Below are 24538 nucleotides of genomic sequence, written 5' to 3' on the forward strand. Positions count from 1 at the left end.
AATTAATTGTTGTTGTTAATTAATTATTGTTAATTAATTATCGTTAATATAAACAACCACTGAACTATCAGCTGGTTGGTAAGTAAAACTGTTACCTGTGCTAGTTGAAGCACCGGGATCAGCAAAGTCATTGTTGGCATCTTTATTTAAGGTTTCTTTCAAATAAAAATGGCATAAGGTTGTTACTCCCGTACCTGACTTGACCGCTAGGTAATCTAGGGTACTGTCACTGTTTAATGTGCTAATCGTGTCAGTTAAACGCGGCGGCTGTTGAAAAATACTTTGCCATATATCCACGCAGTTTGCCTTGGTAAAGTTACCGTCTAATGCTGCGCCATTATTTTGACCCGCAACTGAAGACACCACATAACCAGGACGAATATCAGCTGTTTCTGTAGTCAATATTAAATCTGTGCCATCATAATCCACGATATTTTGGCTGGTAGCATCTTTTGGACGACCTTCAGCCTCCCATTGAGCACGCGCCAATGAAACTGCTGTGGCGAAACCGCCGGCCATACCTTCAATATTGGCTTGCTTAGCTTGATCCGTTAAGTCGAGGAATTTAGGAATTGCGGTAACCGCCAAAAAGCCTAAGATCACCACCACAATAACTAATTCTATAAGGGTAAAACCTGACTGCTTATTCATAACCACCTCTTGACGTTTTCTTGACATTTTAAATGTTTTATTAACGCTCTATTAATAATAATATAGACTTGATTCTTTTAACGTAATCACAATATAGACTTGATTATCTTAACTATTTTACGCTCACTTTAACAACTAAATATCAACAATGTAACTGACTTATTCACATTATGCTCTAAATGCTTATTAAAGGCTACAAAACTTGCTCTTTAATAGCTATTTACATGCATTTAATATGCCAATTTGATTTCACTAACTTTACCGTTATGGCGCTGATAAGTGAAATACTCACCACTGGGTAAACTATATTGACAATATGGCAGCACTTGCTTTTGCTGCTCAACCAAAACAGCACTAATAGGAACCCTCATATACAACAAAGGTGCTTCCATAACGTAGTGCCAAATCATTTGACACAACAAAGCGTCATCATGGCTATCGACCCAACCCAATTTATTCACTGGCACTTGCATTAGAAAACCACCATCAGGTTGAACTTGGTTACTGGCAAGGCTAACAAAACGCGGCTTTAAATCCATAAACCATTGACCACGAATACCATTGACTCGCGCGGAAAAAACTTGCGCTATTGATGAAAATCCGGCCTGGCTTATTTGCCCTTGCTGTTTAAAAAAGTAAAAAATAAAACTCGCCATTAATACCGCGACGAGCACCACCATCACTAAAATTTCGGTTAATGACTTTTCACTTTTTTGAGCCACTTGTAATGATGACATGATCTTTGCATCCTAATAACAAATAAACTTACTTGCCTTGAAAGGCTGACATCATATTCCACATTGGGGTAAATATACCTAAGGCTAGTACTAACACCATGGCAGCAACTATGGCGATTAAAATAGGCTCAATACGTGCGGTTAAGGTACTTAGTTCGTAATCTACCTCTCGCTCATAGTAATCACCCACTTCGGCTAATAACTCATCAACTCGGCCTGTTTCCTCACCAACGGCAACCATTTGCAGTACCAACGGGGTAAATAAGCCACTGCTCGCCGATGAACGTAACAAACTTTCACCACTTTCAATACTGCTGCGCATCGCCAGAATTTTATTGCGCATATAAGTATTGTCAACCGCGTCAGCCACTAAGGTTAATCCGGTTGTCATGGGTACACCCGCACGCAATATAATAGAAAAACTGTGGGCAAAACGTGACAAAATTGAGCGTTCAATAACGCTGCCAACAATCGGCAATTTTAATTTGCGTTTATCCCAGACATACATGCCATCCGGTGTAGCTAAATAACGTTTCAGTAAAAAAATGCCCGCAATACTGGCTATTAGCATATGTGGCCAATAATTGAGAAAAAAGCTTGAGCTAGCAATAAGCATTATTGTTGCCCAAGGTAAATCAGCGCCTAGTTTGGCGAACATATTGGCAAACGTGGGGATAACGAAAATATTTAAAATAACTAAAGCAGCCACTAAGGCAATTAACACAAAGCTGGGATAACGTAAGGCGGTTTTAATACGTTTTCGAGTTTCTTGCTCGCGCTCAAAATAGCCAGCAAGCTTTAAAAATGCTTCGTCGAGATTACCGGTATTTTCGCCAACATGGATCAATGAGACAAATAAAGGATTAAATATTTTTGGGTGTTTGTGCAAGCTAGTCGACAGGGGAAAGCCACCTTCTAATTGTGCTGAAATATCAATTAACGCTGACTTTAACTTTACTGAGGTACTCGATTCAGCCATACCTTTAATGGCTCTTAAAATAGGGACACCTGATCTGACCAAGGCATACATTTGTCGACAAAAAACAATCACATCATCAAGGGTAACTTGATTAAGCCCTAATAAATCCTCGATATTAATATCTTTACTAGCAACAGCGGTATTAGGCCGTTTTGCCATTTCTATTGATATGGGAGTAATACGCTTGCGAGACAATTGCTCTGCCACCAGAGCAGAGTTTGCCGCTTCAATATCACCCTTGACTTGGCTACCGTTGGCATCTCGGCCAATATAATTAAATGCGGGCATAATATTATAACTTATCCTGTGACATCAACGGTTTCTACTAAACGCAGTACTTCTTCAACACTGGTGACACCCAGTTTAGCGTAGTCGAAGGCGGCTAATGCTAAAGGCCTAAACCCTGGATGTTGTTTAGCGGCTTGGGTGAAAGCTTCGGGGTCATCACGCTTTAAAGCCGCCATCATGGGCTCATTCATTTCTAATAACTCAAAAACACCAATACGGCCTTTATAACCCGTGTATTGGCAGGTTTGACAACCTCGACCATGGCTAAACTTAAGAGCATTAATATCCTCGTCAACCAGATGAGACAACCACATGATTTCTTGTTGTTCGGGTTGATAAGCTTGACGGCAACTTTCACACACTTTACGTACTAAGCGCTGGGCGATGATAGCGCGCAGCGAACTGCCGACTAAAAATCCTGCCGCACCCATATCTAAAAGACGTAAAGCACTGGTGATGGCATCATTGGTATGTAGTGTTGATAACACTAAGTGACCGGTTAATGCACCTCGTAAGCCAATTTCTACCGTTTCTTGATCGCGCATCTCACCCACCATAAGAATATCAGGATCTTGTCGTAAGGCGGTACGTAATACAGTGGAAAAGGTCAGATTAATTTTACTGTTAATTTGTACCTGATTAACACGCGGTAAGCGATATTCTACCGGGTCTTCTGCTGTGATAATCTTCTTACTGGCTTTATTAAGTTCACTTAATGCCGCATACAAGGTTGTGGTTTTACCACTACCGGTTGGGCCAGTAACCAGCACCATGCCGTGTGGTCGTGAAATTTGATGACGAATACGTTTAACAAAGTCTTCTGGCATACCGGTTTCATCGAGCGACAGTAAACCCGCTGACTGATCAAGTAAACGCATAACAACAGACTCACCGTATTGCACTGGCATAGTTGACATACGCACATCGATATTATGGCCATTAATTTTTAAATTAAAACGACCATCTTGTGGTAAACGTTTTTCTGAGATGTCTAAGCCGGCCATGAGTTTTAAGCGTAAGACCATGGCAGAGGCAATTTTATTTTCTTTTAAGATACTTTCTTGCAGCACACCATCAATACGCTGGCGAATGCGCAGAGCGTTTTCATCTGGTTCGATATGAATATCAGAGGCGCGCATTTGCACCGCATCTTCAAACACTGACTGTAATAACTTGCCAACGGTTGCATCACCGCCTTCTTCAAGGAAATTGTTTGACATATCAAAGTTATTACTTTGATCATATTCTTCCTCTAATTGACTCGCGAAAGACTCTATATCAGCGGTGCGTCGATATAAACCGTCAAAGGCATTGAAGAGTTGCGACTCCATCACCACAGCCAGTTTTAAACGTTTTGGTGCTAACATTTGCTCTAGTTGGTCAAGGGCACTTAAATCAGCAGGATCGCTCATGCCAATTAGCACAGAGTCACCTTGGTCTTCAATAACAATGGCGCGTAGACGCCGTGCGTGCACCTCAGGCAACAATATGGCCACTTCAGCTGGAATTCTATGTTGGCTTATATCTAAAAAAGGTACATCAAGTTGTTGGGCAAAAAATTCTAGTAGTTGTCGTTCGTTAATATGGCCAAGCTCAATTAAAGCACCACCCAATTTTCGGCCACTGGTTTTTTGGCTGCTTAGCGCCTCCATCAGTTGCTCATTACTGATAATATTTTCGTAAACCAATAAATCGCCCAAACGCATTTTTAATTTAGGTGCTGCCATATTATTCTCCTAACTCTATCAGGCGTTCTCGAGCAAATTGCATCGCACTGCTAGATAAATTATTGCGTGCTATTGCTTGCTTATAAGCGTCTCTTGCAGGCAAAAAATTGCCCAAAGCATCCAATGAAACTGCAACGCCTAACCACCATCGACCTACATCAGGATCTAATGTTATTAATTTTCGATAAGCGGTAACAGCACTGTTATGCTCATTCAGTTCTGCCGAGGTGTTAGCTAATAGTGTTTGTATCTCGGCACTATTACTGGCTTTTATTGGCCGTAATATCTTGTATGCTTGCCTTGTTTGACCTTGTTCGTAGTAAATCCGAGCACTCATTAAACGCATTTCTTGTGCTGGCGGTGCTAATGCAATACCTTGCGACAACAGGTTAATCGCATCTCGATAAGATTTTTTACCGTACCATAACGCCGCCAACTGTTTACGTGCGGTTTCATGCTCAGGCATAACGAGCAGCACTTCTTCAAATAAGGCTTCAGCTTTAGCTAGATTATTGCGTTCCATGGCATGCTCAGCTTCAGAAATTTTGTTCGCTGCCAAGGCTTGTGGTGATAATTGTGTGCGGGAAATAGTTAAACTTGACTTAGCTTTAAGCGCTTCATTAACCGGCTCAGGTATAATGCTATTATCCTCAACTTGAAGCTGCGAAGGTTTTACAGCCACGGCATTATTTTCTATCATTTTCCCAGCTATACTGTCGGCTTTATTTTCATTTTGTTGCTGGAGATTACTCGCCAAAGCACTGTTATCTTTAGCGCTTCGGCTTGGCAAGCTTGATGCCACAATAGCTATTGGCATTTGTGCTTCTGTTAGCTTTGTGGCAGATATTTTATTCTTCTTGCTTTCGGCTAAATTTTGTTCTCTGGCCAGCCTCATCGTTTCTTGCTGTACTTGCATTCTTAATTGCTGGTTTTCACTGTAAAGTTGCCAGCCAAATATGCCCGCCACATTCAACATAATAATCGCAGTAACTATGACTATAATCAGCTTAGTATTTGAGTTTTTTGTTGGCCCAGAAACCGCTAGATTAGCCGCATTTTGCTGCTCGCTTTGGCGCTTATCTAAATCTTTTAACATTTGGTTAATGACACTCATAACAAGGTCCCCAAAATATCCCACGAAAAGTATAAGCCAGCCAAAACGGTCACAATTAATAAGCTAATGAGATAAAATTTTCCTGATGTTTTGTTTTGCATACCTTCAGTGTCTTCTATGGCTCGGCTTAAATGTTTATTGGTGAGTTGATAACGACCTTCGCCATAAGCAAGCATCAGCATTTTATGGCAAATAATGTTAACTAGCCTTGGAACCCCCCCACTGACCTTAGCCACTTTTTTTGCCAAAGCCCGACTAAATAAAGGGGCGCTGTTATGGCCCGCTACTTGTAATCGATGTTGAATATAGTGTTCTACCTCTAATGTATTCAGCGGGCGCAATTTATAAGAAAATGTAATACGTTGTTTCAATTGCCGAAAGGCTTTTTCAGCCAATCTTTCATCTAACTCTGGCTGAGCAAATAAAACCACTTGTAATAATTTGCGGGTTTCGGTTTCTATATTGGTAAATAAGCGCAATGCCTCAAGACTCTCACCAGGTAGTGCTTGTGCTTCATCGAGAATCAGTACCACTGAATTACCTTGACTGTTTAGCTCTAATAATCGTTGCTGAATACGTTGAGTTAACAGCTGCACCGACATACTTTGTGCCTGTTGAACACCTAATTCTACCGCTACCGCACGGCGTAACTCATCAGGCTCTAAATAGGGATTGGGAATATAAGCGGTAACAAAATTATCCGGTATTTCATTTAACAATTTGCGGCATATTAAGGTTTTACCTGTACCCACTTCACCAACCACTTTAATAAAACCTTCACCGGTTTTGAGCGCGGTAAACAGCACGGCTAGTGCCTCGTTGTGAGACTCTAAGCCTAAATAAAAATTGGTATTTGGGGTCAGGGTAAAGGGTAACTCCCTTAAGCCAAAATGATAAAAATACATAGAGTTATAACTTAATTTCTAGCTGCATCCGCATCTTCAGGAAACCACTGTTTTAATAAAGCCCGTGCATCTTGTAATTGATTCTTCCAAGTGTCTTGGCCAATAACAATCGGTTTAAGCAAAATAACCAATTCTTTCTTTTGCACCGATTCACTTTTGCTCTTAAATAATGCGCCAACAATTGGGATATCACCAAAGAAAGGCGTTTTAGACTCTAAGTCAACTTTACGGGTTTCAATCAGACCACCAATAACAACAATTTCACCTGATTTAGCGCGAATAATGGTATCAGATTCACGCACACTGCTTTGTGCCAGTGGTAAGATAATATCTTCATCACTTAAACGGATAGTTTTTGTTTGCTCAGCCGTGATGGTGACCGATGGATGAACATGGAGAATAACTTCACCATTAGCATCAATTTGCGGCGTTACATCAAGAGCAATACCTGAAAAGAAAGGTGTTAAATCAATTTCAGGTGTCGTTGTGGTTGAAGTACCTGTGGTGGTTGTGCTGGAAACATCGGTAACAAAATACTCATCTTCACCGACTTTGATGATCGCTTTTTGATTGTTTGTGGCGGTAATTCTCGGGCTAGAAAGTACCTGCACATTACCTTGTGTAGATAATAATTCAATCACGCCACTAAAGTCTTTATTGAGGAAGCTTAAGTTTGTTACACCACCAATGGCCGAGGCAATAGCATTACCTGCAATATTGCCCGTTGTTGAAAAATCAAGATTAGTGCTTTCAATGTGCCCTAGCACTTGATCCCACTTTACGCCTTGTTGATAGTCGTCATTTAAGGTAACTTCCATTATTTTCGCTTCAATAATGACCTGACGGCGTAAATGCTCTTCGGTACTTGCAATAAAGCGTTTAACTGCGGTTATCTCAGCAGGCATGGCTTTAATCGTAATCAGCCCTGCTTGGGGAGATACAATCACAGAACGACCATTTTCACTGCCAACCAACGCGCTTAATGTTACTTTTAATTCAGACCAAAAATCAGATTCATTTTCAGTATAAATATTTACACCACTACTAGTGCTGCCGTTTTGATTACTGTTATTGCCACCGTTACTTCCACTATTGCTACCGCTGTTGCCGCTATTACTGTTATTACTGTTATTACTGCCACCACTTGAATTACCACTACTGGAATCATTGCCAGAAACACCACCAGAGTTGACGCTAGTACTAGAGATACCGCTGCGTTTCACATATAAATAATCTAATGGAATAGTTTCAGTGCGAATACCCGCCGGATACACTTGAATAACACGCCCTTCACGGCGAATATCATAGCCATAGAGTGACTCAATCACGTCAAGAGTTTCATCTAAGGTGACATTTTTTAAGTTCAGGGTGATGGTACCACTAACGTCAGGATGAACGGCAATACTATAAGGTGAATCGTCAACAATAGCGGCTAAAAACTGCTGAGCGGCAACGCCACTGGCGGCAATTTCTAGACGTTTTTCTGATAATAAGCCATGACGAGCTTGTTGAGTTTCTTTTTGCATAAGCTCTTGACGAACAGAGTTTGGTACAGTTTGCAGTGGCTTAGTCGTTGCCGCAATCGCTTTGTCTAATGTTTGTGTTACATCTGTTGGCGGTTTTGGCGCTGACTGACAACCCACCAGTACCAGTACTGCTGAACAACATAACAATTTCATTGGCTGCTTTTTATTTTTATATGCTTTTTTCATTGTGAGTTCGCTATGACACTGGAAAATAATGATAATTCCATTCTACCTTGTGGCGAATCTAATACCACCCCATTGGCATTGATTGCAATCAATGCAAAGCCTTTATATTTATCACCGACATTAAGTACTTGACCGTTAATAATCGCTTTTTTGTTGTTATTATTTTTGATAACTGACTGCAAAACTAACGTTATGCTCTTTTTGCTACTATTAGTTGATGCTGCGGCTACTGCACCAAAAGGCTTAGTGGGATCAACCTGTTGACTATTTGCGTATTGAGGCAAAGATAGCAGTAATGCAACGAGTATAATTTTATACACCAATAAACTCCTGTGCTGTGCTTAAGCTATAAATTTCAATTTCTAGCTCACTTACCGGATAGACTTTTAGTTGATAGTCAAATTCTTGCCAGAAAAATGTCCAAGACAAACGCTCTAGTTGAATTAAATAGTCTTTTAACTGAAAATATTTCCCTTGCAGCTTAATGCTAATGCCATGACGATATAACTGTAATTGCTGGGTCTGTGCCTTGATGTCACCGACGGTTGCGGTTGCTATTTCATCAGTTTCAAAATTAGTTTTGCTTTGTGTTACCGCACTGGCGGGAAGCACTTTAAATGAAAGTAATTTAACGCCTTTTTGTAACTTTAATAGCTTGATCAAGGCATAACGCATTTGAATAGGGTCAATTAAATCAGAGGTTAACGTGAGCAACCTCTGGTCAATACCGCCAAGTTTAGCTTGGTATTGTAATAACTGTTTTCGCAAAGCAACATTAGGGTCTTCACTTAATGCTTGCTCTAATACTTGGATCGAATCCTGATTATTTTTATTGCTTTGCTCTGTTTGTACTACTTGTTTATTAAGCTGCTCAACACGTTGAATTGATTCATCCAAAAACCAACTATACAAGATAAAAATTATTGCCACTAAACCGCTAGCAATAATTAAATATTGCTCACGTGGTGTGGTATTACTGAATTTCTCACTGTAAGCCAACCACTGTGTCATGTGCTACTCTCCTTTACTTTGTGCAGAGCTAACCACAAACTCAGTTAATTTTTGTTCATTTTCCGTTAAAGAAAAATTAATAAATCGCTGACCTGAAAGAAATGTTGATGATTCAAAGCCAGACAACCAATTAGGGACGGCGTCAGGTGTACGTGCAATACCTGAAAAAGTCATATTACCATGACCAATATTAACTTTTTGTAAGCTAATATTATTATCGTGCAACGCGGCCAATTCTTCCATAGCCGTAGAGAAACCGGCACTATAGGTTTTTGTTGGATCGGTCAATTGCTGGTGTAAATGCTGTTTATTTGCAATGACTAGCTTAATGGTATTAAGTTGCGTTAGTAACTCACTATCTTGGCGATTGTTACTAATGGCCGATTCTAAATTTTGTAACTGTAGTTTTTGCTGACTATTGAAAAATTTTGCTGTTGCAAATTCTGTTGTTAAGTTACTCACTTGCAGTTGAACAATAAAAATTAATCCGAGCATAACAACTAGGGTCGTTCCCCATAGTGCCACAACACGGTTGAGTGTCCATAATGCTTTCACTGTTTGCAGATCAGCCTGCAATAAGTTTATTGAATGTTTAGCCACCTTAATTTGGCTCCATAAAATTTAACTGTGTTGCGCCAATAGCGACAGCGCTACCTCGAAAACTTTCTAATGTCTCTGGCATGGCAAACAATTTAACCTCTACATTGGTGTTCTCCGCCAACTTACTTGCTAAAAATGCTTCTTTTTCCACGGGTAGCAAAATTTCAATAATTTTGATTGGCGCTTGTTTTAATTGTCGTTCAAAGTAATCGGTAGAACGCTGAATCTCTAAACTCAGAGAGTCGATAATGCCCATAGTTAATTCATCTTCACTTTTATTGGCAATTTGTGCAAAACCACGCAAGCGTCGACTGAAAAATAGTTGGCCATTTTTAACAATTAAAAGATTTATTTCTTCATTAGGCTGCTGGCAAACAAACAACACCGCGTCTTCTTGCAATGGCAGTAAGCTTGCAAAGGCAAACTCTTCAATCGTTATGCTATTTATGTTGAGTTGTGCATCGTTGAATATGGAGACTAGCGCTATCAGATCATTTTTAGCTACGCAAACAACATTAATTTTTTCATGTCCCCCAGCTAACGTTGGGCCATCGAAGTAATCCAACATCATATTTTCAGGTGCTATACTGACCAAGTCTTTTATTTGCCATTTCAATGCAGCCTTTATTTCGGCAGCTGGCACATTAGGCTTATCTACTTGTACAATTTGCGAATGAACGTGTGCCAACACTAAATGGCATTGTCCTGGCAAGGGTTCGACACTTACCAAAGCCTTTAGTGCTTTTGCAATTGAATTGTCTTTATTTTCAAAAACTTCACATTTACTTTCATTAGCTTTTCTAACGAAATAACTAATCGATTGCTGCCGCAAAGCTACACCAATCAAGTCAGTGGTTTTTGCTTTTGAAAAAACATTTTTTATACGTGTAATAATTGACATTAAGCGATATTATTATTTTTTTTAGCTTTAATCGTAAAAGCTATTATGGCTAATTTTATTCTCGGTGCAAGTGTTTTCATTACTTTATGCCTTAAAATGCAAAATAATATAACAATAAGAAGCAAAATTCATGCCTACTTTATCATCTTTACAATCTATTATTCATCCCATTTTTACTCAGCATAAAATAGCCGTACAGGTTAAGCGTGATGATCAAATTCATCACATTATTTCTGGTAATAAATGGCGCAAACTCAAATACAATTTACGCTACGCAAAATCTATTGGTGCTGACGGTGTTATAACTTTTGGCGGTTGCTTTTCAAATCACATTCATGCTTGTGCGTTCGCTTGTCAACTGCAGCAACTGCCTGTTATTGGCATTATTCGTGGCGAAGAGCGCAATCAAGACAATTATACGCTAGCCTGGGCTAAGCATTGGGGCATGCAGTTGTCTTTTGTCGATCGAAAAACCTATCGTCTGCGCTCTGAAGAAAGCTACTTAAAACGGTTACAGCAGCAATACCCTAATCACTTTATTATCCCTGAAGGTGGCAGTAATTCGCTCGCGTTAACGGGTGTTGCTGAAGTGATTAATGAGCTAAAACTACAAAGTGAATTTGACACTATAATAACCCCGGTCGGCAGTGGTGGTACGCTGGCAGGGCTTATTATTGGCGACCAATCACAACATAATCTACTAGGCATCGCGGTACTAAAACAACAAGGTTATCTTGAAGATGAAGTAAAGGCGTTATTACCACCCAACGATAAAGATCAGCAAAATTGGCGAATAGCGCATCAATTTCATCGGGGGGGATACGCTAAGTTTAGTACCCAAGATGCAGAAGAAATACGCCATTTTAGTGACATAGTCGGTATTGATTTTGAACCGGTTTATTCAGGGAAGATGATTTTAGCACTACTTGAACTTGTCAAATCGGGTTATTTCCCCGCATATCATCGTATTGTGCTGCTGCATACAGGTGGCTTGCAAGGTCTAGCTGGTATGTTTGAACGGGGTTTACTTAATCCAGCGCAGTGGCCTGCGCTTCCTGTGCCACCGGCTCAGTAAAAAAGTGACCTTGACCACCTTTTACACCAAGCTGCAGTAAAGCACGCCATTCGGCTGGTTTTTCAACTCCTAAGGCGTAAAGCGGAATGTTTTTGGCGGCGGCTAGGGTTCTCAAACTTTGAATAAATACTTGGTTTTCTATTTTTTTATCTATGTCTAGTACAATACTACGATGTAATTTCATCGCATAGATAGGATAGATGTTAATATAGCGAGCACTAACGACATATTGACCCACTTTGTCAGCGATTATTTTCACCCCTGCAGTGCTTAAAGTGGCTAACGTGAGTTGTAATTTTGACAAATGATTAACTAACTGATACTCGCTAATTTCAATCATTAGCTGGCCTTTGACTTCAGGGAAACTGCACAATATTGAGAGAAATTTCTCCGCAAACCCAGCTGATAACAGCGAGTCTATTGAAATATTAATACTACACTTATTTTGTTGTGCTTTTTTTGCCGTTAACATACGACATACTTGTACAAGGATGAGTAAATCTATTTGCACCATGAGTCCACATTTTTGTGCCATGGGAAAGAAAACACGGGCACTGATCAAAGTGCCATTTTTATCTTTAATTTTTGATAGCACTTCATGATGCAAAATTTTAGCACTATCACTAGCAATAACAGACTGAAAAAAAATGACAAAACCATTGCCGTTGATCGCCGCATTGAGCAAGGTGCGCCATTTTAATGACCCTTTCGCTTTAACTACAGCCAACTCACCGGCTTCAAACATAAACCATTGAGAGGGCCCTTGTAACTGCGCAGCACGTAACGCCATATCCGCTTCTGACATTATTTGATAGGGTACATGCTCAGCACCAAAATAACTGACACCGATATGAACAGACTCTTCTTGATTGCTCCCAACTGGCATCACTACAGTTTCTAGTTTTTTCAACAATAGATCCGCTAACTTCTCAACATCCTTAATAAAAACATTGGGTAATAACAGCGATAACTCATCATCGCTGTGCCTTGCAAGAAAATAGCCAGGCTGGTCTTGTAATCTTTGCTTAGTGACTTGAATAAGGGTTAATAAAAGCGACATGGCTTGCTGATAGCCGTATAAGTTTTGTACCAACTCTATTTCTTTAAATTGGATCAAAAGCACCGCCCCCTGGGCATCTTCCTCTTTAAGCAAGGCTTGTAATCTATTATCGAAAAATGCTCGGTTACCAATACGGGTTTCTTGATCCAGTAAAGCGCTGGCGCGAATACTTTTATCCCAAGCAATATCATTAGCGGTATTGTCATTTATTTGTTGCTGTAATTGACGAATTGCCAAGGTAATAGTTTCTATCTCTTGCGATGAGTTATCAATAGCAAGTACATTAGCCGAACCCTGCATTAGAGTGAGACTAGCCCAATGTTCCAATTGCTGTAAAGGTTTAAGCTTGATAACTAACTCTCGCTGTAGTTTTTTTTGCAATAGCCAGCCAATGACAAATAATACCAGAGTGAAAAAAAGGTGTAATGGCGAGGTAAATACTAGATAAATGGGCTGTTGAAAACTTAGATACCAGCGACTGTTAGTAATTGCTAACTGACGGGAACTGCTTTCTTTGTTCAGCGCTAATCGAGCAAAACTTCTGTGCAATAAAGCGGTTTTACTGGCAAGGTTTTCTAATTGCTGGTTATTGAGCGCTAATGCTTCTAGGCTATGGTGTTGGCTATTCTGCGTTTGGTAAACCGCTAACACCGAAAAAAAACAAACCAATAGATAAAGTACTACCATTATCATCAATAGGGATTTTATCTTCAGTTGTTCTATTAGTTTAACCTTTGCTAACATAAGCACTCCATTGCTAAATAAATATTTTTTAAGAGTCACTTAATATCAATTTGATGCATTAAGTGTTCTACTTTTTATGTAAAAAATGGGGCAATACTAGCATAAAATTTAATCAGTAGCTTTGCTACTTATAGATTTTATAACGCCATACTTGGTATAACAACGTCCTTTTAATACCTTATATTATATCAAGCTAATTAAATTAATTGTAGACCATAAAAAATCAATATTTTTTAATTTTTGTTGATGATTTTTCTTTAAATGCTTTGTTTTAATGGTAATAAAACTGCTTGCTAACAGTATATTGAAAACCTACTGTGGGTAGCTTATACCAATCTCACTAATTATCTGATCATTTTTACTGGTTAAAATAACCCACTACTGCGTTATTTATTTAATAATTAGAGCAACTAGTTATTAAAATAAATGCCTTATATTTGGCCATTTTTCCTGCGTATAAAGTAGACCACCTAATTAATAAAATTAATGGTATTATTTATAAATACCTAATGTTTTAGACATAAAAAAACCCTGAATTCATAACGAACTCAGGGTTTTCAATAGATAATTACTTAAGGCAATTAAGCTTGAGCAATAACAACAACTTTAATGGTTGCATCTACATCGTTGTGCACGTGAATTACGATATCGAATTCACCTGTTTCACGGATGCTACCTAATGGTAAACGTACTTCAGCTTTAACAACTTTAACACCAGCTTCAGTGATTGCATCAGCAATATCACGTGTACCAATTGAACCAAATAATTTACCTTCGTCACCGGCTTTAGAAGCGATAGTGATTTCAGCTAATTCAGTTAATTTAGTCGCACGTGCTTGTGCAGCAGTTAGTTGCTCAGCTAGTTTAGTCTCTAAGTCAGCACGACGAGCTTCAAAGTGCTCAACGTTTGCTTTAGAGGCAAAAACAGCTCTACCCTTAGGTAATAAAAAGTTACGAGCGTAACCAGATTTAACTGTTACCTTGTCACCAAGGCCGCCTAATTTGGCGATTTTATCAAGAAGTATTACTTCCATTTTCAAAACCCCTTATTAGGTTACTTATGTAAATCAGTATATGGTAACAATGCTAAGTAACGAGCACGCTTGATCGCACGACCAAGTTGACGTTGATATTTAGCACTTGTACCAGTAATACGGCTAGGAACAATTTTACCACTTTCAGTGATATAGTTTTTTAGTACAGCTGTATCTTTATAATCGATTGCAGCAGCACCTTCCGCTGAAAAGCGGCAGAACTTGCGACGTCTAAAAAAACGAGACATGGATTTCTCCTAATATGGCTTAAGTTATTAAGGTGAAAACACCGTTAAATAAAAATAGCCTAAATTAAATCATTTCAATTTGTTGGGCATGTAATACTAAAAGCGGATTTCCGTTTCTAGATTCATGACGGTTTATAAAACCAGTCACTCTAACATTACAGCCTTCAATTAAATCACGAGTTAAGTGTTGTGACACTTTACCTGTTGCAACAACTTGTATTCGAACAAACGCTTGTCTGTTCATGCCCGCCTCATTTTGTATGGACTTGTGGTCCATTGAAAACTGACAATGTTGAATACCCGCTGGGCTGGTTGACGTTTTAGGTACTTTTAGCACCTGTCCGGTCAACACCAAGCAATTCTCTTGGCTATTATTCATAGGTAGAGAATTAGTCACAGGTTACTTATTCTTCGCTCGCAGCTTCTTCTGCTGGTGCTTCAGCAACTGGTGCTTCAACATCTGATGCTTCAGTAGCTGGTGCTTCAGTAACCTCTTTCTTCACTTCGCGACGCTCATCACGACGGTCTTCTTTAGCAACAGCCATAGCTGAAGCTTCAGTAACCGCGTCTTTAGTGCGCATAATCATGTTACGAATAACTACATCGTTGTAACGGAAAGAAGTTTCTAGTTCATCAATAACTACTTGAGGCGCTTCAATGTTAATTAAAACATAGTGTGCTTTGTGTAATTTATTGATTGGATAAGCTAATTGGCGACGGCCCCAGTCTTCAAGACGGTGGATTTTGCCTTCAGCATTAGTGACGATGTCACTGTAGCGCTGAATCATAGCTGGTACTTGTTCACTCTGATCAGGGTGAACCATAAATACGATTTCGTAATGACGCATTACGAGCTCCTTACGGTTGTAGCCTCATTGTCTGGCTCAGCCAACACCAGTTGAGGCAAGGAACAAAAGTTCAGGCTGAATTAAGGAGGCGTATTGTAGGGAAAATAAGCAACAAAGGCAAGCACTAGTTTTTACGATAAATAGAGTACTTAAGGTAAAATTAATTTGTACTGGCAAAAAAATAGCCACATAAGTGACTATTTTTTAATAAATTTAAATTTATCTATTTTTAGCAGTAAAATGTGATAATACAAGCCTATAAAGCTATAGCCTGACCATTAACAGTTAATTGACCTTCTGCAAACTGAGCGGCAAAAGACAGTTCAGCTTCTTTCTTCATAATAAAACCTTGCTCAACATACATATTGATCATAGCTTCTAAGCCCATTTTTTGAAAAAATGGTAGCGGTGCAACGCCTTTCGCATCAGCTCTTAATGCGGCAATAATACTCATTGGGTTCGCTTGGTCATAGAGCGTATGATCAACAACTAATTGCAAATCCGACTTAATGGTTCCTTCAGGCGTTAACAGACTAAAATCATTAATATTGAGCTCAGGATTATTTGCTAAAAGTTTTGTCGCTGAAATGGTTAACTGCTGACTATAACTTTCTGTATTTTCAGGGTCTTGCTGCATTTTCATTACCAAATCATTCAGTTCGATTAACACCTGAGGATCTAGCTTGTTGAGTGCGATATCCAGATTCAACTTCTCAAGTTCTTGTCCTGCGCCTTTAAAGCGCTCTGCGCCGTATTTAATATGTAAATTCATTAGATCTTGTTCAATTTCACTGTTAGCAATGAATATTAAGTTTTCAATATTCAGTAATTCATTGCCTATACTATCTTGAGCGCTAATGTTACTCAGTTGCATAGAAAAGTCACCTGCAGCTAATGTATTACCTGTATAAAAGTCACCGCTAATAATTTCTTGAGTAAATGTTGCAGTTAATGGAGACACATGCGCATTCATTTCAGAGCCATTGAAATCAAGACCTGACCAGTTTATGTAGCCTTCAAGATATTTCTCATCACTAAGAGTAAACTCGCTTTCTATTCTACCGCTATTAATTTGATTACCGTCTTGTTCAAGTTCAATGGCTTCTAAGACTATATGTGTGGTGTAATTCAAGCCATAACTGACAACAGATGAAATCGATAATTTTTCATTTAATTGTTGAGTGAAAATCGCAATTTCTTGTTGTTGACTTTCATCTAGATTAGTCACTTCAAAGTTAACATCAGCAACTGAACTTGCTAATGCAAGCGTAAACTCATTATCCGAAAAAATTAGCGGACCAAAGTTAAGCTGTTCGGTAACAATAATATCGACATTATCGAATTCCACGCCTTTAAATCTGATTTTGTTGATCACTTGACCAGAAAACCAATCGCTAGTGAAACTATGTTCTGTTATTTCAATTGACGGATGTTCAACAAGTCGACTGGTAATATCTTCATATTTTTTTTCAACAAGACTACCGATCACTTTTGGCGCAATTATTCCGACACACAAAAGTGCACCGACAGCAAATAGAGCTTTCTTCATTTTATTTCCCTTATATTCCTTTAAATACAAAATCCGTATTAACGTGACAAAATTATTTCAATGATAACAGCTAAATAAAAACCTAACTATCAAGACGCTGTCGTACGATTTCAAATAAACAAATACCGGTTGCCACAGATACGTTTAAGCTTGAAACACTACCCGCCATAGGTAGCTTAACCAATTGATCGCAATTCTCGCGAGTTAAACGGCGCATGCCTTTACCTTCTGCTCCCATCACTAAGGCCATGGGCCCAGCCAGTTTGACATCATAAAGACAAGTCTCAGTTTCACCCGCTGTGCCAATAATCCATACACCCGCTTGTTGTAACGCTTTCATGGTTCTTGATAAATTAGTCACTTGTACTAAGGGTACAGCTTCTGCTGCACCAACGGCGACTTTGCGTACGATTGCACTCAAGCGAGCGGCATTATCCTTGGGCACAATAATCGCTTGCACACCTGCAGCATCAGCATTTCGTAAACATGCGCCTAAGTTATGCGGGTCAGTCACGCCATCTAAAATCAATAAAAATGGTGCTTGTTCTTTACCTGCTGCCTCAGCAAGAATGTCATCTAAATCGGCTTCAGTGAAGACTTTTCCTGGTTTAACACGTGCTACAACACCTTGATGCTGATCACCTTCACTTTTATCATCTAGTACTTTACGGCTCGCCATTTGTGCAGGTATACCGTATTGTTGCGCTAAGTTAATAATCGGCATCAACCGATCGTCTTCACGACCTTTGAGTAGCCATAACTCAATAAATCGTTCAGGTGCATTTTCAATCAAAGCTTTTACCGCATGGATGCCAAATACTAATTCTTCTTGCTTTGCCATAAACTTATTTCTTTCTCTATTAATTAATTACTTTAAAAGCTTGTCTGCATTGCATTTGCTAACACAGCCACCTGCTAAGACCTATACCCAAGCCACTTGAATATGCAGATTTCAGCAAGTGCTTTGGGTATACATGACTAATCGGTTGTTTTACGAGCATTTTTACCAGGACGTTTTTTTCTTGCCTTGCGCTTTTTGGCTTTAGTCGTGGTTTTGTCACTAGCTTTGTCATCAGGTTTAGCTGACTTTTTATTTGGCTTAGCTTGTTCACCTTCTGCCTTGGGCTTGCCAGCAGTGCCTTTGCCACGTTTATGCTTATCGCTGCTTTTACCTTTTGCTGCCGGTTTAGCACGTTTAGTGACGGCGTTTTCACCCGCTAAGGCTAAATCGATTTTTTTCTCATCAAGATTAACTGCAGCAACTTTTACTTCTACCGTATCGCCGATGTGATACTTAGCGCCGGTATTTTCACCGGTTAAGCACATACGTACATCATCAAAATGATAATAGTCATGACCTAGCGAGGTAATATGTACTAAACCTTCGATATGTAGGTCAGCTAAACGAACAAATAATCCAAAGTTAGTTACCGTTGAGATCACACCAGTGAAAGTATCGCCGACATGATCTTGCATATATTCACATTTTAGCCAATCAGAAACATCACGCGTGGCGTCATCAGCACGGCGTTCAGTCATCGAGCAGTGCTCACCCAGTTCGATGACTGCTTCGGGTGTATAACTGTGTGCGCCAGCATTGGCTTCATGTTGTGCTTGCTCATCTAAAATGGCTTTAATCACACGATGCACAACTAAATCTGGGTAACGACGTATCGGCGAAGTAAAATGGCTGTACGAGGGCAATGCTAAACCAAAATGACCTATATTTTCACTTTGATAAACGGCTTGGCGCATTGAGCGCAAGAGCATAGTTTGAATAAGCTCTTGATCAGGTCGGTCAGCTATTGTCGCTAAAATATGGCAATAATCCATAGGTTCAGGTTGTGCTTTGGTTTCTCCCATCGAAGATAAATCAAGCCCTAGCTCGTTTACGTAGCTGATAAAGTTATTATATTTATCTTCGCTAGGCTTATCATGAACACGGAATAAACCGGGTTTTTTATGTTTTTCAATAAACTCTGCGGTCGCAACATTGGCTAAAATCATGCACTCTTCAATGATTTTATGCGCGTCATTACGCACCATAGCCACAATAGACTCTATTTTTCTCTCGCTGTTAAAGAGAAACTGTGATTCTGTGGTTTCAAAGGCAATAGCGCCACGCTTAGTACGTGCGGCCGCTAGCACGTGATACATGGTATTGAGGTTTTCTAAATCAGGAATCAAGGCCTGGTATTGTGTGCGTAATTCCGCGCGATAGTCTTCATCTTTTTGTTCTGGGTTCACCCCTAGAATAGTCGCCACTTTACTATAAGTGAAACGCGCTTTAGAGCGCATCACGGCAGGATAAAACTTAGATCCTGCTAGATCTCCCGCTGCGCTGATGGTCATTTCACAAACCATACAAAGGCGATCAACATCCGGGTTTAACGAACACAGTCCATTAGAGAGTTTTTCCGGCAACATAGGAATAACTTGGCTAGGAAAATACACCGAATTACCACGAGAAATAGCTTCTTCATCTAATGCGGTTTTATGACGCACATAATAACTAACATCGGCTATAGCCACCCATAAGGTCCAGCCGCCATCGGCATTTGGGTGGCAATAAACCGCATCGTCAAAATCTCGGGCGTCTTCGCCATCTATGGTCACTAGAGGTAAATCACGTAGATCAACTCTTGGCGTTTTTGCTGATTCTTCAACTTCATCGGCAATACCTCTGACTTCGGCAATCACTTCAGCAGAAAACTGGCTCGGCAAGTCGTGTTCACGCAAGGCAATTTCAATTTCCATGCCTGGTGCCATGTGCTCACCGAGTACTTCAATCACTTCACCAACGGCGTTCGAGCGCTTGGTAGGTCTTTGAATTATGTTAACCACCACGACTTCGCCATGGCGAGCACCTAACTTTTTATCGGGTTGGATCAGAATTTCTTGTTGAATACGAGCATCATCTGGGATCACGCACGCGATATGGTGATCAACAAAGAATCGCCCAACAACACCGGCAGTGCGAGGTTTAATAACATCGAGTATTTTGACTTCTTTACGACCTTTACGATCGCTGCGATCAAGTAATATCGCTTCCGCAATATCGCCATGGATAACCCGTTTCATTTCATAAGAAGAAATATAAAAATCTTTGTCACCATTGTCGGGCGAAAAAAAGCCAAAACCATCACGATGACCAATAACTTTGCCGGTTAACACATCACTACGCTTTGCTATGGCATATTGCTTAAATTTATTAAAGACAATTTGACCACTGTTTTCCATGGCACGTAATCGATGTTTCACTCCCACTACCATGTCGTCATCAGTATATTGCAATTGACTCACAAGGGCTTTAAACGTCGGTGGGATGTTTGATTTTTCGATCAGAGACAATAGCAGCTCACGGCTCGCTACTGGCTTGTCATATTTGTCAGCTTCTCGCTGTTGGTGCGGGTCGTTTTTGGTCACATTTATTCAATAATGGTTTTTTGTTTAGTATATCGTAGATTAACTATATACCCAAGCCACTTCAATATGCAGGCTGTGCTGTGTATTGAGGTGGTTAAAACCTAGCAAGATAAAATTTTAAACATTAAAAAAAGTACAGTTTATCGACTTGAGCCTTTAATATTTGCCATTTTTGGCGGCATTGACTACACGTTCAGGCATTTTTTCCGTTAGCTTTGCTAAGTGCTGAGCGATAACTTTATGCGTTTTTTTGTCGTCAGTCACTGATTGGTGTAATTGCGTGTATAGCTGAGGAAAATCCAACGGGCTACCATAACCAGCTAAATACATATCGGCTAATCTAAGCTGTGCTTTTATGTTATTCAATGCTGCTGACTCTTTAAGAAAAGTAATAGCTTGATTAATATCTACTTGTACGAATTTACCCAGATGATAATAGCGACCCATTTGCTCTAACGCTTCCGGTAATCCCTGATCGGCTGCCGCTTGCATATAATGTAAGCCCAAAGGTACATCTTTTTTTATGCAAACACCGTAGGCAAGCATATCCCCCCAAAGGAACTGATACCCTGGCATTTGCGCCTTTACCGCTCGCGCTTCAATATCTTGCACCAATTGACAATCATCAATAACTACTTGACTTAAGTGCTTGTTTTCTTTTATTAAATCAAGCAAGACGTTATCACTATAAATTTGCACAGCCCTCAATTCAGCAGCAGAGGCGCTAATAACATGAGTTATTGTCAATAAGATCGCGATAAGTAGTTTTTGCATAATGCCTCTTTGCACAATTTGTAATTCAAGGTGTGATTCAGGGTGTCACTCAAGTTAGGTCATGCTTTATATCGGCCGTTAGCATAAATAACTTAGTAAACAACTCATAGTATTTTTTAACACTTAAAGTAAGTTACTTTTAAGTAGGCAACTAACATGTCTTATTTAGCTGGTTTAACAGATTTGACGTCAAGTAAATAAAATATCAACATAAATACATAGAAGTCTCTTTTTATCCGCCAATGGTTGAAGCGATTAACGCTAAGGACCTTGATGTAGATCGCAATCAAATAAGCGAATTTTTATCACGGGAAGACTGATAAAATTTAACAAAAGGCAAACCGCAGTTGTACTCAATTGAACCTTGCATTCAATCGAACATACCAAACTGCAATTTGCCTGTGCTATAACAAAAACTGCCCTCATTTACCCAAGGGCTAACTTAGCACAATTGCAATGCTTTACTTTCTAAAGTCCACCATAGCTTGTGCGGCAAAGTAGGCATACATAGTATAAATGGCGGTATTGACCTTTAGTGCTTCAGGTTCAACTTTGTCCAAAGTATCATTTTCAGTATGGTGATAATCAAAGTAATTTGAACCGTCTGGTGCAAAGTCTATGCTTGGCATACCTGCGTCACTTAACGCACTCATATCCGACTGACCTTTGGCATTATTCTCTGGTGCAAGCGCTACACCCATTGGAGCCAAGTATTGCGCTAATTCACGTATTGCATTGAGCGATTGTGCACCAACACCAGGGGTCATTTTATATATACGCCCTATACCAAAATCCCACTCAGCACCAATAACATGCGCCGCCATATCATCTTTATGATCTTTGACATATTGCTTCGCGCCTAATAAGCCCACTTCTTCAGCGGCGAATAAAATCACCCTAATGCTGCGTTTTGGTCGTTCAGGCAATTGCCCAATGTGATGCGCTGCCGCCATGACCATACCGATACCTAAGCCATCGTCTAATGCACCTGTGCCTACATCCCAACTGTCTAGATGAGCACCTAAAGCGACGATTTCTTCTGGAAACTCACTACCGGTAAACTCGCCAATAACATTGGCCGACGTTGCAACCACTTCAGCTTTAGTTCTAGCCGTCATGTTCAAATACAGACTAACGGCTTCGCCACGCTTAAGTTGGTTCACTAATAAATCAGCATCAGGATTTGATAAAGCGGCCGCAGGAATTTGTTTAACTTTATCTTTATAACGCATAACCCCGGTATGAGCGGTACGGTTGTTGTCTGTTCCTACTGAGCGCATCACCAGAGCAGAAGCGCCTTTTTGTGCAGCGACAACGGCGCCATTAACGCGCGTAGCTACAGCAGGGCCATAGCCGTTACCGTCGATATGACGCTCCATTTGATAGGAAACAAAGGCTATTTTGCCATTTAAGCTATTATCTGGTGCCGCTTTTAAATCAGCAAAAGTTTCAAAATGCGCTACCTCAGCGGTCAAACCTTCTTTAGCCGTACCTATGCTGCCACCAAGCGCTAAAACGACTACATCATGTGGATACGGTGCAACAATACGTGCTTTTGTCTCACCACGTAACCAGTAGCTACCGGTGACTTCTTCGGTCCATACTTTATCAAAGCCTAAAGCTTTCATTTTATTAACCGCCCATACTATCGATTTTTTATCCCCTGTTGAGCCCATCATGCGATGACCTACTTCGGTAGTTAATGACTCGATTAATTGGTAGGATAAATCTGATTGCAATGCCGTTGTTTTTAACTGCTTTAGTTGCGCTTGTTGCTCAGTATTTAGTTGTTGTGCACTAGTAGTAAAACTACCCACACTCATTAAAACGGCTAGACAAGTGCCGGCAATCAATTTTGTTGTTGGGATCATATGTTTCCTTAACTGAATTATTTTTTATTGATGGTATCGTTAATCAACCTAGTATAAGTATCTATAAAAGGTAATTAACTTGCAATCACTTCGCCTGATTTTGGCCATATCACCAATAATAAACCCCAGGTAAGTGTAAAGATAAACTGCCCTTTAAATCGCAAAACAAAGAGCCTGTTATTTTATAAAGACAAGTTAGTGATGTGATATTAGGTTTTTAATTCTCGCTAAGCCAAGATCAAAAAAGCCGACATTCGTCGGCTTTTATTTACAATCGATGGTGATTAAATCGAGAAAGAAGAACCACAACCACAAGTTGTACTAGCATTTGGGTTGCTTACCAAGAAACGACTGCCTTCCAAGCCTTCAGTATAATCAACTTCGCCGTCGACTAAATACTGTAAACTCATGGGGTCAATCACCATGGTAACGCCTTTTTTGACTATGGTCATATCGCCGTCATTGACTTTTTCGTCAAAGGTAAAACCATACTGAAATCCTGAGCAGCCGCCGCCTGTAACGTAGACACGCAATTTCAAGTCTGGGTTTTCTTCTTCCGTGATCAACGATAATACTTTGGTCGCTGCAGCATCGGAAAATTTAATAGGTAATTCAGTATTTGACATATAACTCAACTTAAAACGGATGAACTAAAGTAATTATCTTAAACTTGACTGTTTTAGTCAAGTATTATGGTGAACTCTGCGTAATATTATCAATACTTTTCAGCCATGGATAACTATGATTGATACGATTATATTTTTACCATCTGCTTTTTGGCAATATTGCTGCCACATTGATGATTTCAGGGACAAAGTTTTCTGGCAAAATTAACTCACCACTTATAATTTGAAAGTATTGAAAGCTAAAAGATAGCTCTTCCTTGTTGAGTGTCTCAGCTCAGACAAGGCAATGCTAGTGGGCTTATTATTTAAACTGCCAATGATGGTTAGCTCAATAAAACCTTTCACATAACGCTTACGTAATACTTGTTGCACCAACACCACTTGAAAACGGTAATGAGCAGGACTTTGGCTTTTTGTTAAGGTCACTCCATCAATGACTAGGCCATTTGCTTGTTTCTCAAGTGCCATGATTTTTTCATAAAAAGCGAGTTCTTTTTTAACTTGAAAGTGCGCTTGTTCGATCAATTTCAAAGTTTATTGGCTGCGTACGCTTGCCATATGTACAACTTCAAGATCAAATTATAACATGTTGATTTTTTTACTCTTATTAGTTTATTATTGATAGATAAAATCTAAGTGAGCCTTTTGTTGTGCTAAA

The 24538-nt window shown here is 39.7% G+C and carries 25 protein-coding genes; 1 reads left to right on the forward strand and 24 read right to left on the reverse strand.

What is annotated here, in order from left to right; translation table 11 throughout:
- Nucleotides 1–33 precede the first annotated feature (33 nt).
- The 11 genes from H4J59_RS19710 to H4J59_RS17765 all read right to left on the reverse strand — a co-directional run bounded on the left by H4J59_RS19710 (nt 34) and on the right by H4J59_RS17765 (nt 10625).
- Complete coding sequence (locus H4J59_RS19710; RefSeq protein ID WP_182241318.1) at nt 34–651, reverse strand: type II secretion system protein; 618 nt, start codon at nt 649–651, stop codon at nt 34–36.
- Between the two features lie 230 nt (nt 652–881).
- Nucleotides 882–1388 (reverse strand): hypothetical protein, encoded by a 507-nt coding sequence (locus tag H4J59_RS17720; RefSeq protein WP_182241319.1) that lies wholly within the window; start codon nt 1386–1388, stop codon nt 882–884.
- Nucleotides 1389–1416: 28 nt separating this feature from the next.
- A complete protein-coding gene (locus H4J59_RS17725) occupies nt 1417–2655 on the reverse strand; it encodes a type II secretion system F family protein (RefSeq protein WP_182241320.1) in 1239 nt (412 codons plus the stop codon).
- 11 nt (nt 2656–2666) lie between these two features.
- Nucleotides 2667–4382 (reverse strand): GspE/PulE family protein, encoded by a 1716-nt coding sequence (locus H4J59_RS17730; protein WP_182241321.1) that lies wholly within the window; start codon nt 4380–4382, stop codon nt 2667–2669.
- A gap of 1 nt (nt 4383) precedes the next feature.
- A complete protein-coding gene (locus tag H4J59_RS17735) occupies nt 4384–5496 on the reverse strand; it encodes a lipopolysaccharide assembly protein LapB (RefSeq protein WP_182241322.1) in 1113 nt (370 codons plus the stop codon).
- Complete coding sequence (locus H4J59_RS17740; RefSeq protein WP_182241323.1) at nt 5493–6401, reverse strand: ExeA family protein; 909 nt, start codon at nt 6399–6401, stop codon at nt 5493–5495. The genes H4J59_RS17735 and H4J59_RS17740 overlap by 4 nt, the downstream gene beginning before the upstream one ends.
- A gap of 11 nt (nt 6402–6412) precedes the next feature.
- Nucleotides 6413–8113: a pilus (MSHA type) biogenesis protein MshL gene (gene mshL / locus H4J59_RS17745; RefSeq protein ID WP_259369590.1), complete on the reverse strand. Its 1701-nt coding sequence runs from the start codon at nt 8111–8113 to the stop codon at nt 6413–6415.
- Nucleotides 8110–8433 carry a hypothetical protein gene (locus H4J59_RS17750; RefSeq protein WP_182241324.1) on the reverse strand — a complete coding sequence of 108 codons (324 nt, stop codon included), beginning with the start codon at nt 8431–8433 and terminating at the stop codon, nt 8110–8112. The genes mshL and H4J59_RS17750 overlap by 4 nt, the downstream gene beginning before the upstream one ends.
- Entirely contained in the window at nt 8426–9124 is a 699-nt protein-coding gene (locus H4J59_RS17755; protein WP_182241325.1) for a hypothetical protein, read from the reverse strand. Before H4J59_RS17755 ends, H4J59_RS17750 begins: the two co-directional genes overlap by 8 nt.
- A gap of 3 nt (nt 9125–9127) precedes the next feature.
- The gene (locus H4J59_RS17760; protein ID WP_182241326.1) at nt 9128–9724 is read right to left on the reverse strand and encodes a PilN domain-containing protein; all 597 of its coding nucleotides are present in this window, start codon (nt 9722–9724) and stop codon (nt 9128–9130) included.
- 1 nt (nt 9725) lies between these two features.
- On the reverse strand, nt 9726–10625 hold the full coding sequence (locus H4J59_RS17765) for an MSHA biogenesis protein MshI (RefSeq protein WP_182241327.1): 900 nt from the start codon (nt 10623–10625) through the stop codon (nt 9726–9728).
- 130 nt (nt 10626–10755) lie between these two features.
- Between H4J59_RS17765 and H4J59_RS17770 the strand changes: the two genes are divergently transcribed.
- On the forward strand, nt 10756–11700 hold the full coding sequence (locus H4J59_RS17770) for a 1-aminocyclopropane-1-carboxylate deaminase/D-cysteine desulfhydrase (protein ID WP_182241328.1): 945 nt from the start codon (nt 10756–10758) through the stop codon (nt 11698–11700).
- On the opposite strand, the gene H4J59_RS17775 is transcribed toward H4J59_RS17770, so the two are convergent.
- The 13 genes from H4J59_RS17775 to H4J59_RS17830 form a co-directional block, all read right to left on the reverse strand.
- Nucleotides 11654–13504 (reverse strand): EAL domain-containing protein, encoded by a 1851-nt coding sequence (locus H4J59_RS17775; RefSeq protein WP_182241329.1) that lies wholly within the window; start codon nt 13502–13504, stop codon nt 11654–11656. The genes H4J59_RS17770 and H4J59_RS17775 overlap by 47 nt on opposite strands.
- A gap of 581 nt (nt 13505–14085) precedes the next feature.
- On the reverse strand, nt 14086–14538 hold the full coding sequence (gene rplI / locus H4J59_RS17780; RefSeq protein ID WP_182241330.1) for a 50S ribosomal protein L9: 453 nt from the start codon (nt 14536–14538) through the stop codon (nt 14086–14088).
- 20 nt (nt 14539–14558) lie between these two features.
- Complete coding sequence (gene rpsR, locus H4J59_RS17785; protein ID WP_077283912.1) at nt 14559–14786, reverse strand: 30S ribosomal protein S18; 228 nt, start codon at nt 14784–14786, stop codon at nt 14559–14561.
- Nucleotides 14787–14850: 64 nt separating this feature from the next.
- Nucleotides 14851–15183 (reverse strand): primosomal replication protein N, encoded by a 333-nt coding sequence (priB, locus tag H4J59_RS17790; RefSeq protein ID WP_404842473.1) that lies wholly within the window; start codon nt 15181–15183, stop codon nt 14851–14853.
- 7 nt (nt 15184–15190) lie between these two features.
- A complete protein-coding gene (rpsF, locus tag H4J59_RS17795) occupies nt 15191–15634 on the reverse strand; it encodes a 30S ribosomal protein S6 (RefSeq protein ID WP_182241331.1) in 444 nt (147 codons plus the stop codon).
- Between the two features lie 256 nt (nt 15635–15890).
- Nucleotides 15891–17183 (reverse strand): DUF945 family protein, encoded by a 1293-nt coding sequence (locus H4J59_RS17800; protein WP_182241332.1) that lies wholly within the window; start codon nt 17181–17183, stop codon nt 15891–15893.
- An 82-nt stretch (nt 17184–17265) separates the two neighbouring features.
- Nucleotides 17266–18024 carry a 23S rRNA (guanosine(2251)-2'-O)-methyltransferase RlmB gene (gene rlmB, locus H4J59_RS17805; RefSeq protein ID WP_182241333.1) on the reverse strand — a complete coding sequence of 253 codons (759 nt, stop codon included), beginning with the start codon at nt 18022–18024 and terminating at the stop codon, nt 17266–17268.
- A 137-nt stretch (nt 18025–18161) separates the two neighbouring features.
- Entirely contained in the window at nt 18162–20609 is a 2448-nt protein-coding gene (gene rnr / locus H4J59_RS17810; RefSeq protein WP_182241334.1) for a ribonuclease R, read from the reverse strand.
- 156 nt (nt 20610–20765) lie between these two features.
- Nucleotides 20766–21383 carry a tetratricopeptide repeat protein gene (locus tag H4J59_RS17815; RefSeq protein WP_182241335.1) on the reverse strand — a complete coding sequence of 206 codons (618 nt, stop codon included), beginning with the start codon at nt 21381–21383 and terminating at the stop codon, nt 20766–20768.
- A 461-nt stretch (nt 21384–21844) separates the two neighbouring features.
- The gene (locus H4J59_RS17820; RefSeq protein WP_182241336.1) at nt 21845–23254 is read right to left on the reverse strand and encodes a M20/M25/M40 family metallo-hydrolase; all 1410 of its coding nucleotides are present in this window, start codon (nt 23252–23254) and stop codon (nt 21845–21847) included.
- Nucleotides 23255–23538: 284 nt separating this feature from the next.
- Nucleotides 23539–23880, reverse strand: a complete 342-nt coding sequence (gene erpA, locus H4J59_RS17825) for an iron-sulfur cluster insertion protein ErpA (RefSeq protein ID WP_182191558.1) — start codon at nt 23878–23880, stop codon at nt 23539–23541.
- A 136-nt stretch (nt 23881–24016) separates the two neighbouring features.
- Nucleotides 24017–24082: a hypothetical protein gene (locus tag H4J59_RS19890; RefSeq protein WP_404852036.1), complete on the reverse strand. Its 66-nt coding sequence runs from the start codon at nt 24080–24082 to the stop codon at nt 24017–24019.
- A gap of 14 nt (nt 24083–24096) precedes the next feature.
- Nucleotides 24097–24411: a DUF6776 family protein gene (locus tag H4J59_RS17830; RefSeq protein ID WP_182241337.1), complete on the reverse strand. Its 315-nt coding sequence runs from the start codon at nt 24409–24411 to the stop codon at nt 24097–24099.
- Nucleotides 24412–24538: the final 127 nt, after the last annotated feature.

It is taken from the genome of Colwellia sp. MB02u-10 (genome assembly GCF_014077185.1).
Lineage (GTDB): Bacteria > Pseudomonadota > Gammaproteobacteria > Enterobacterales > Alteromonadaceae > Cognaticolwellia.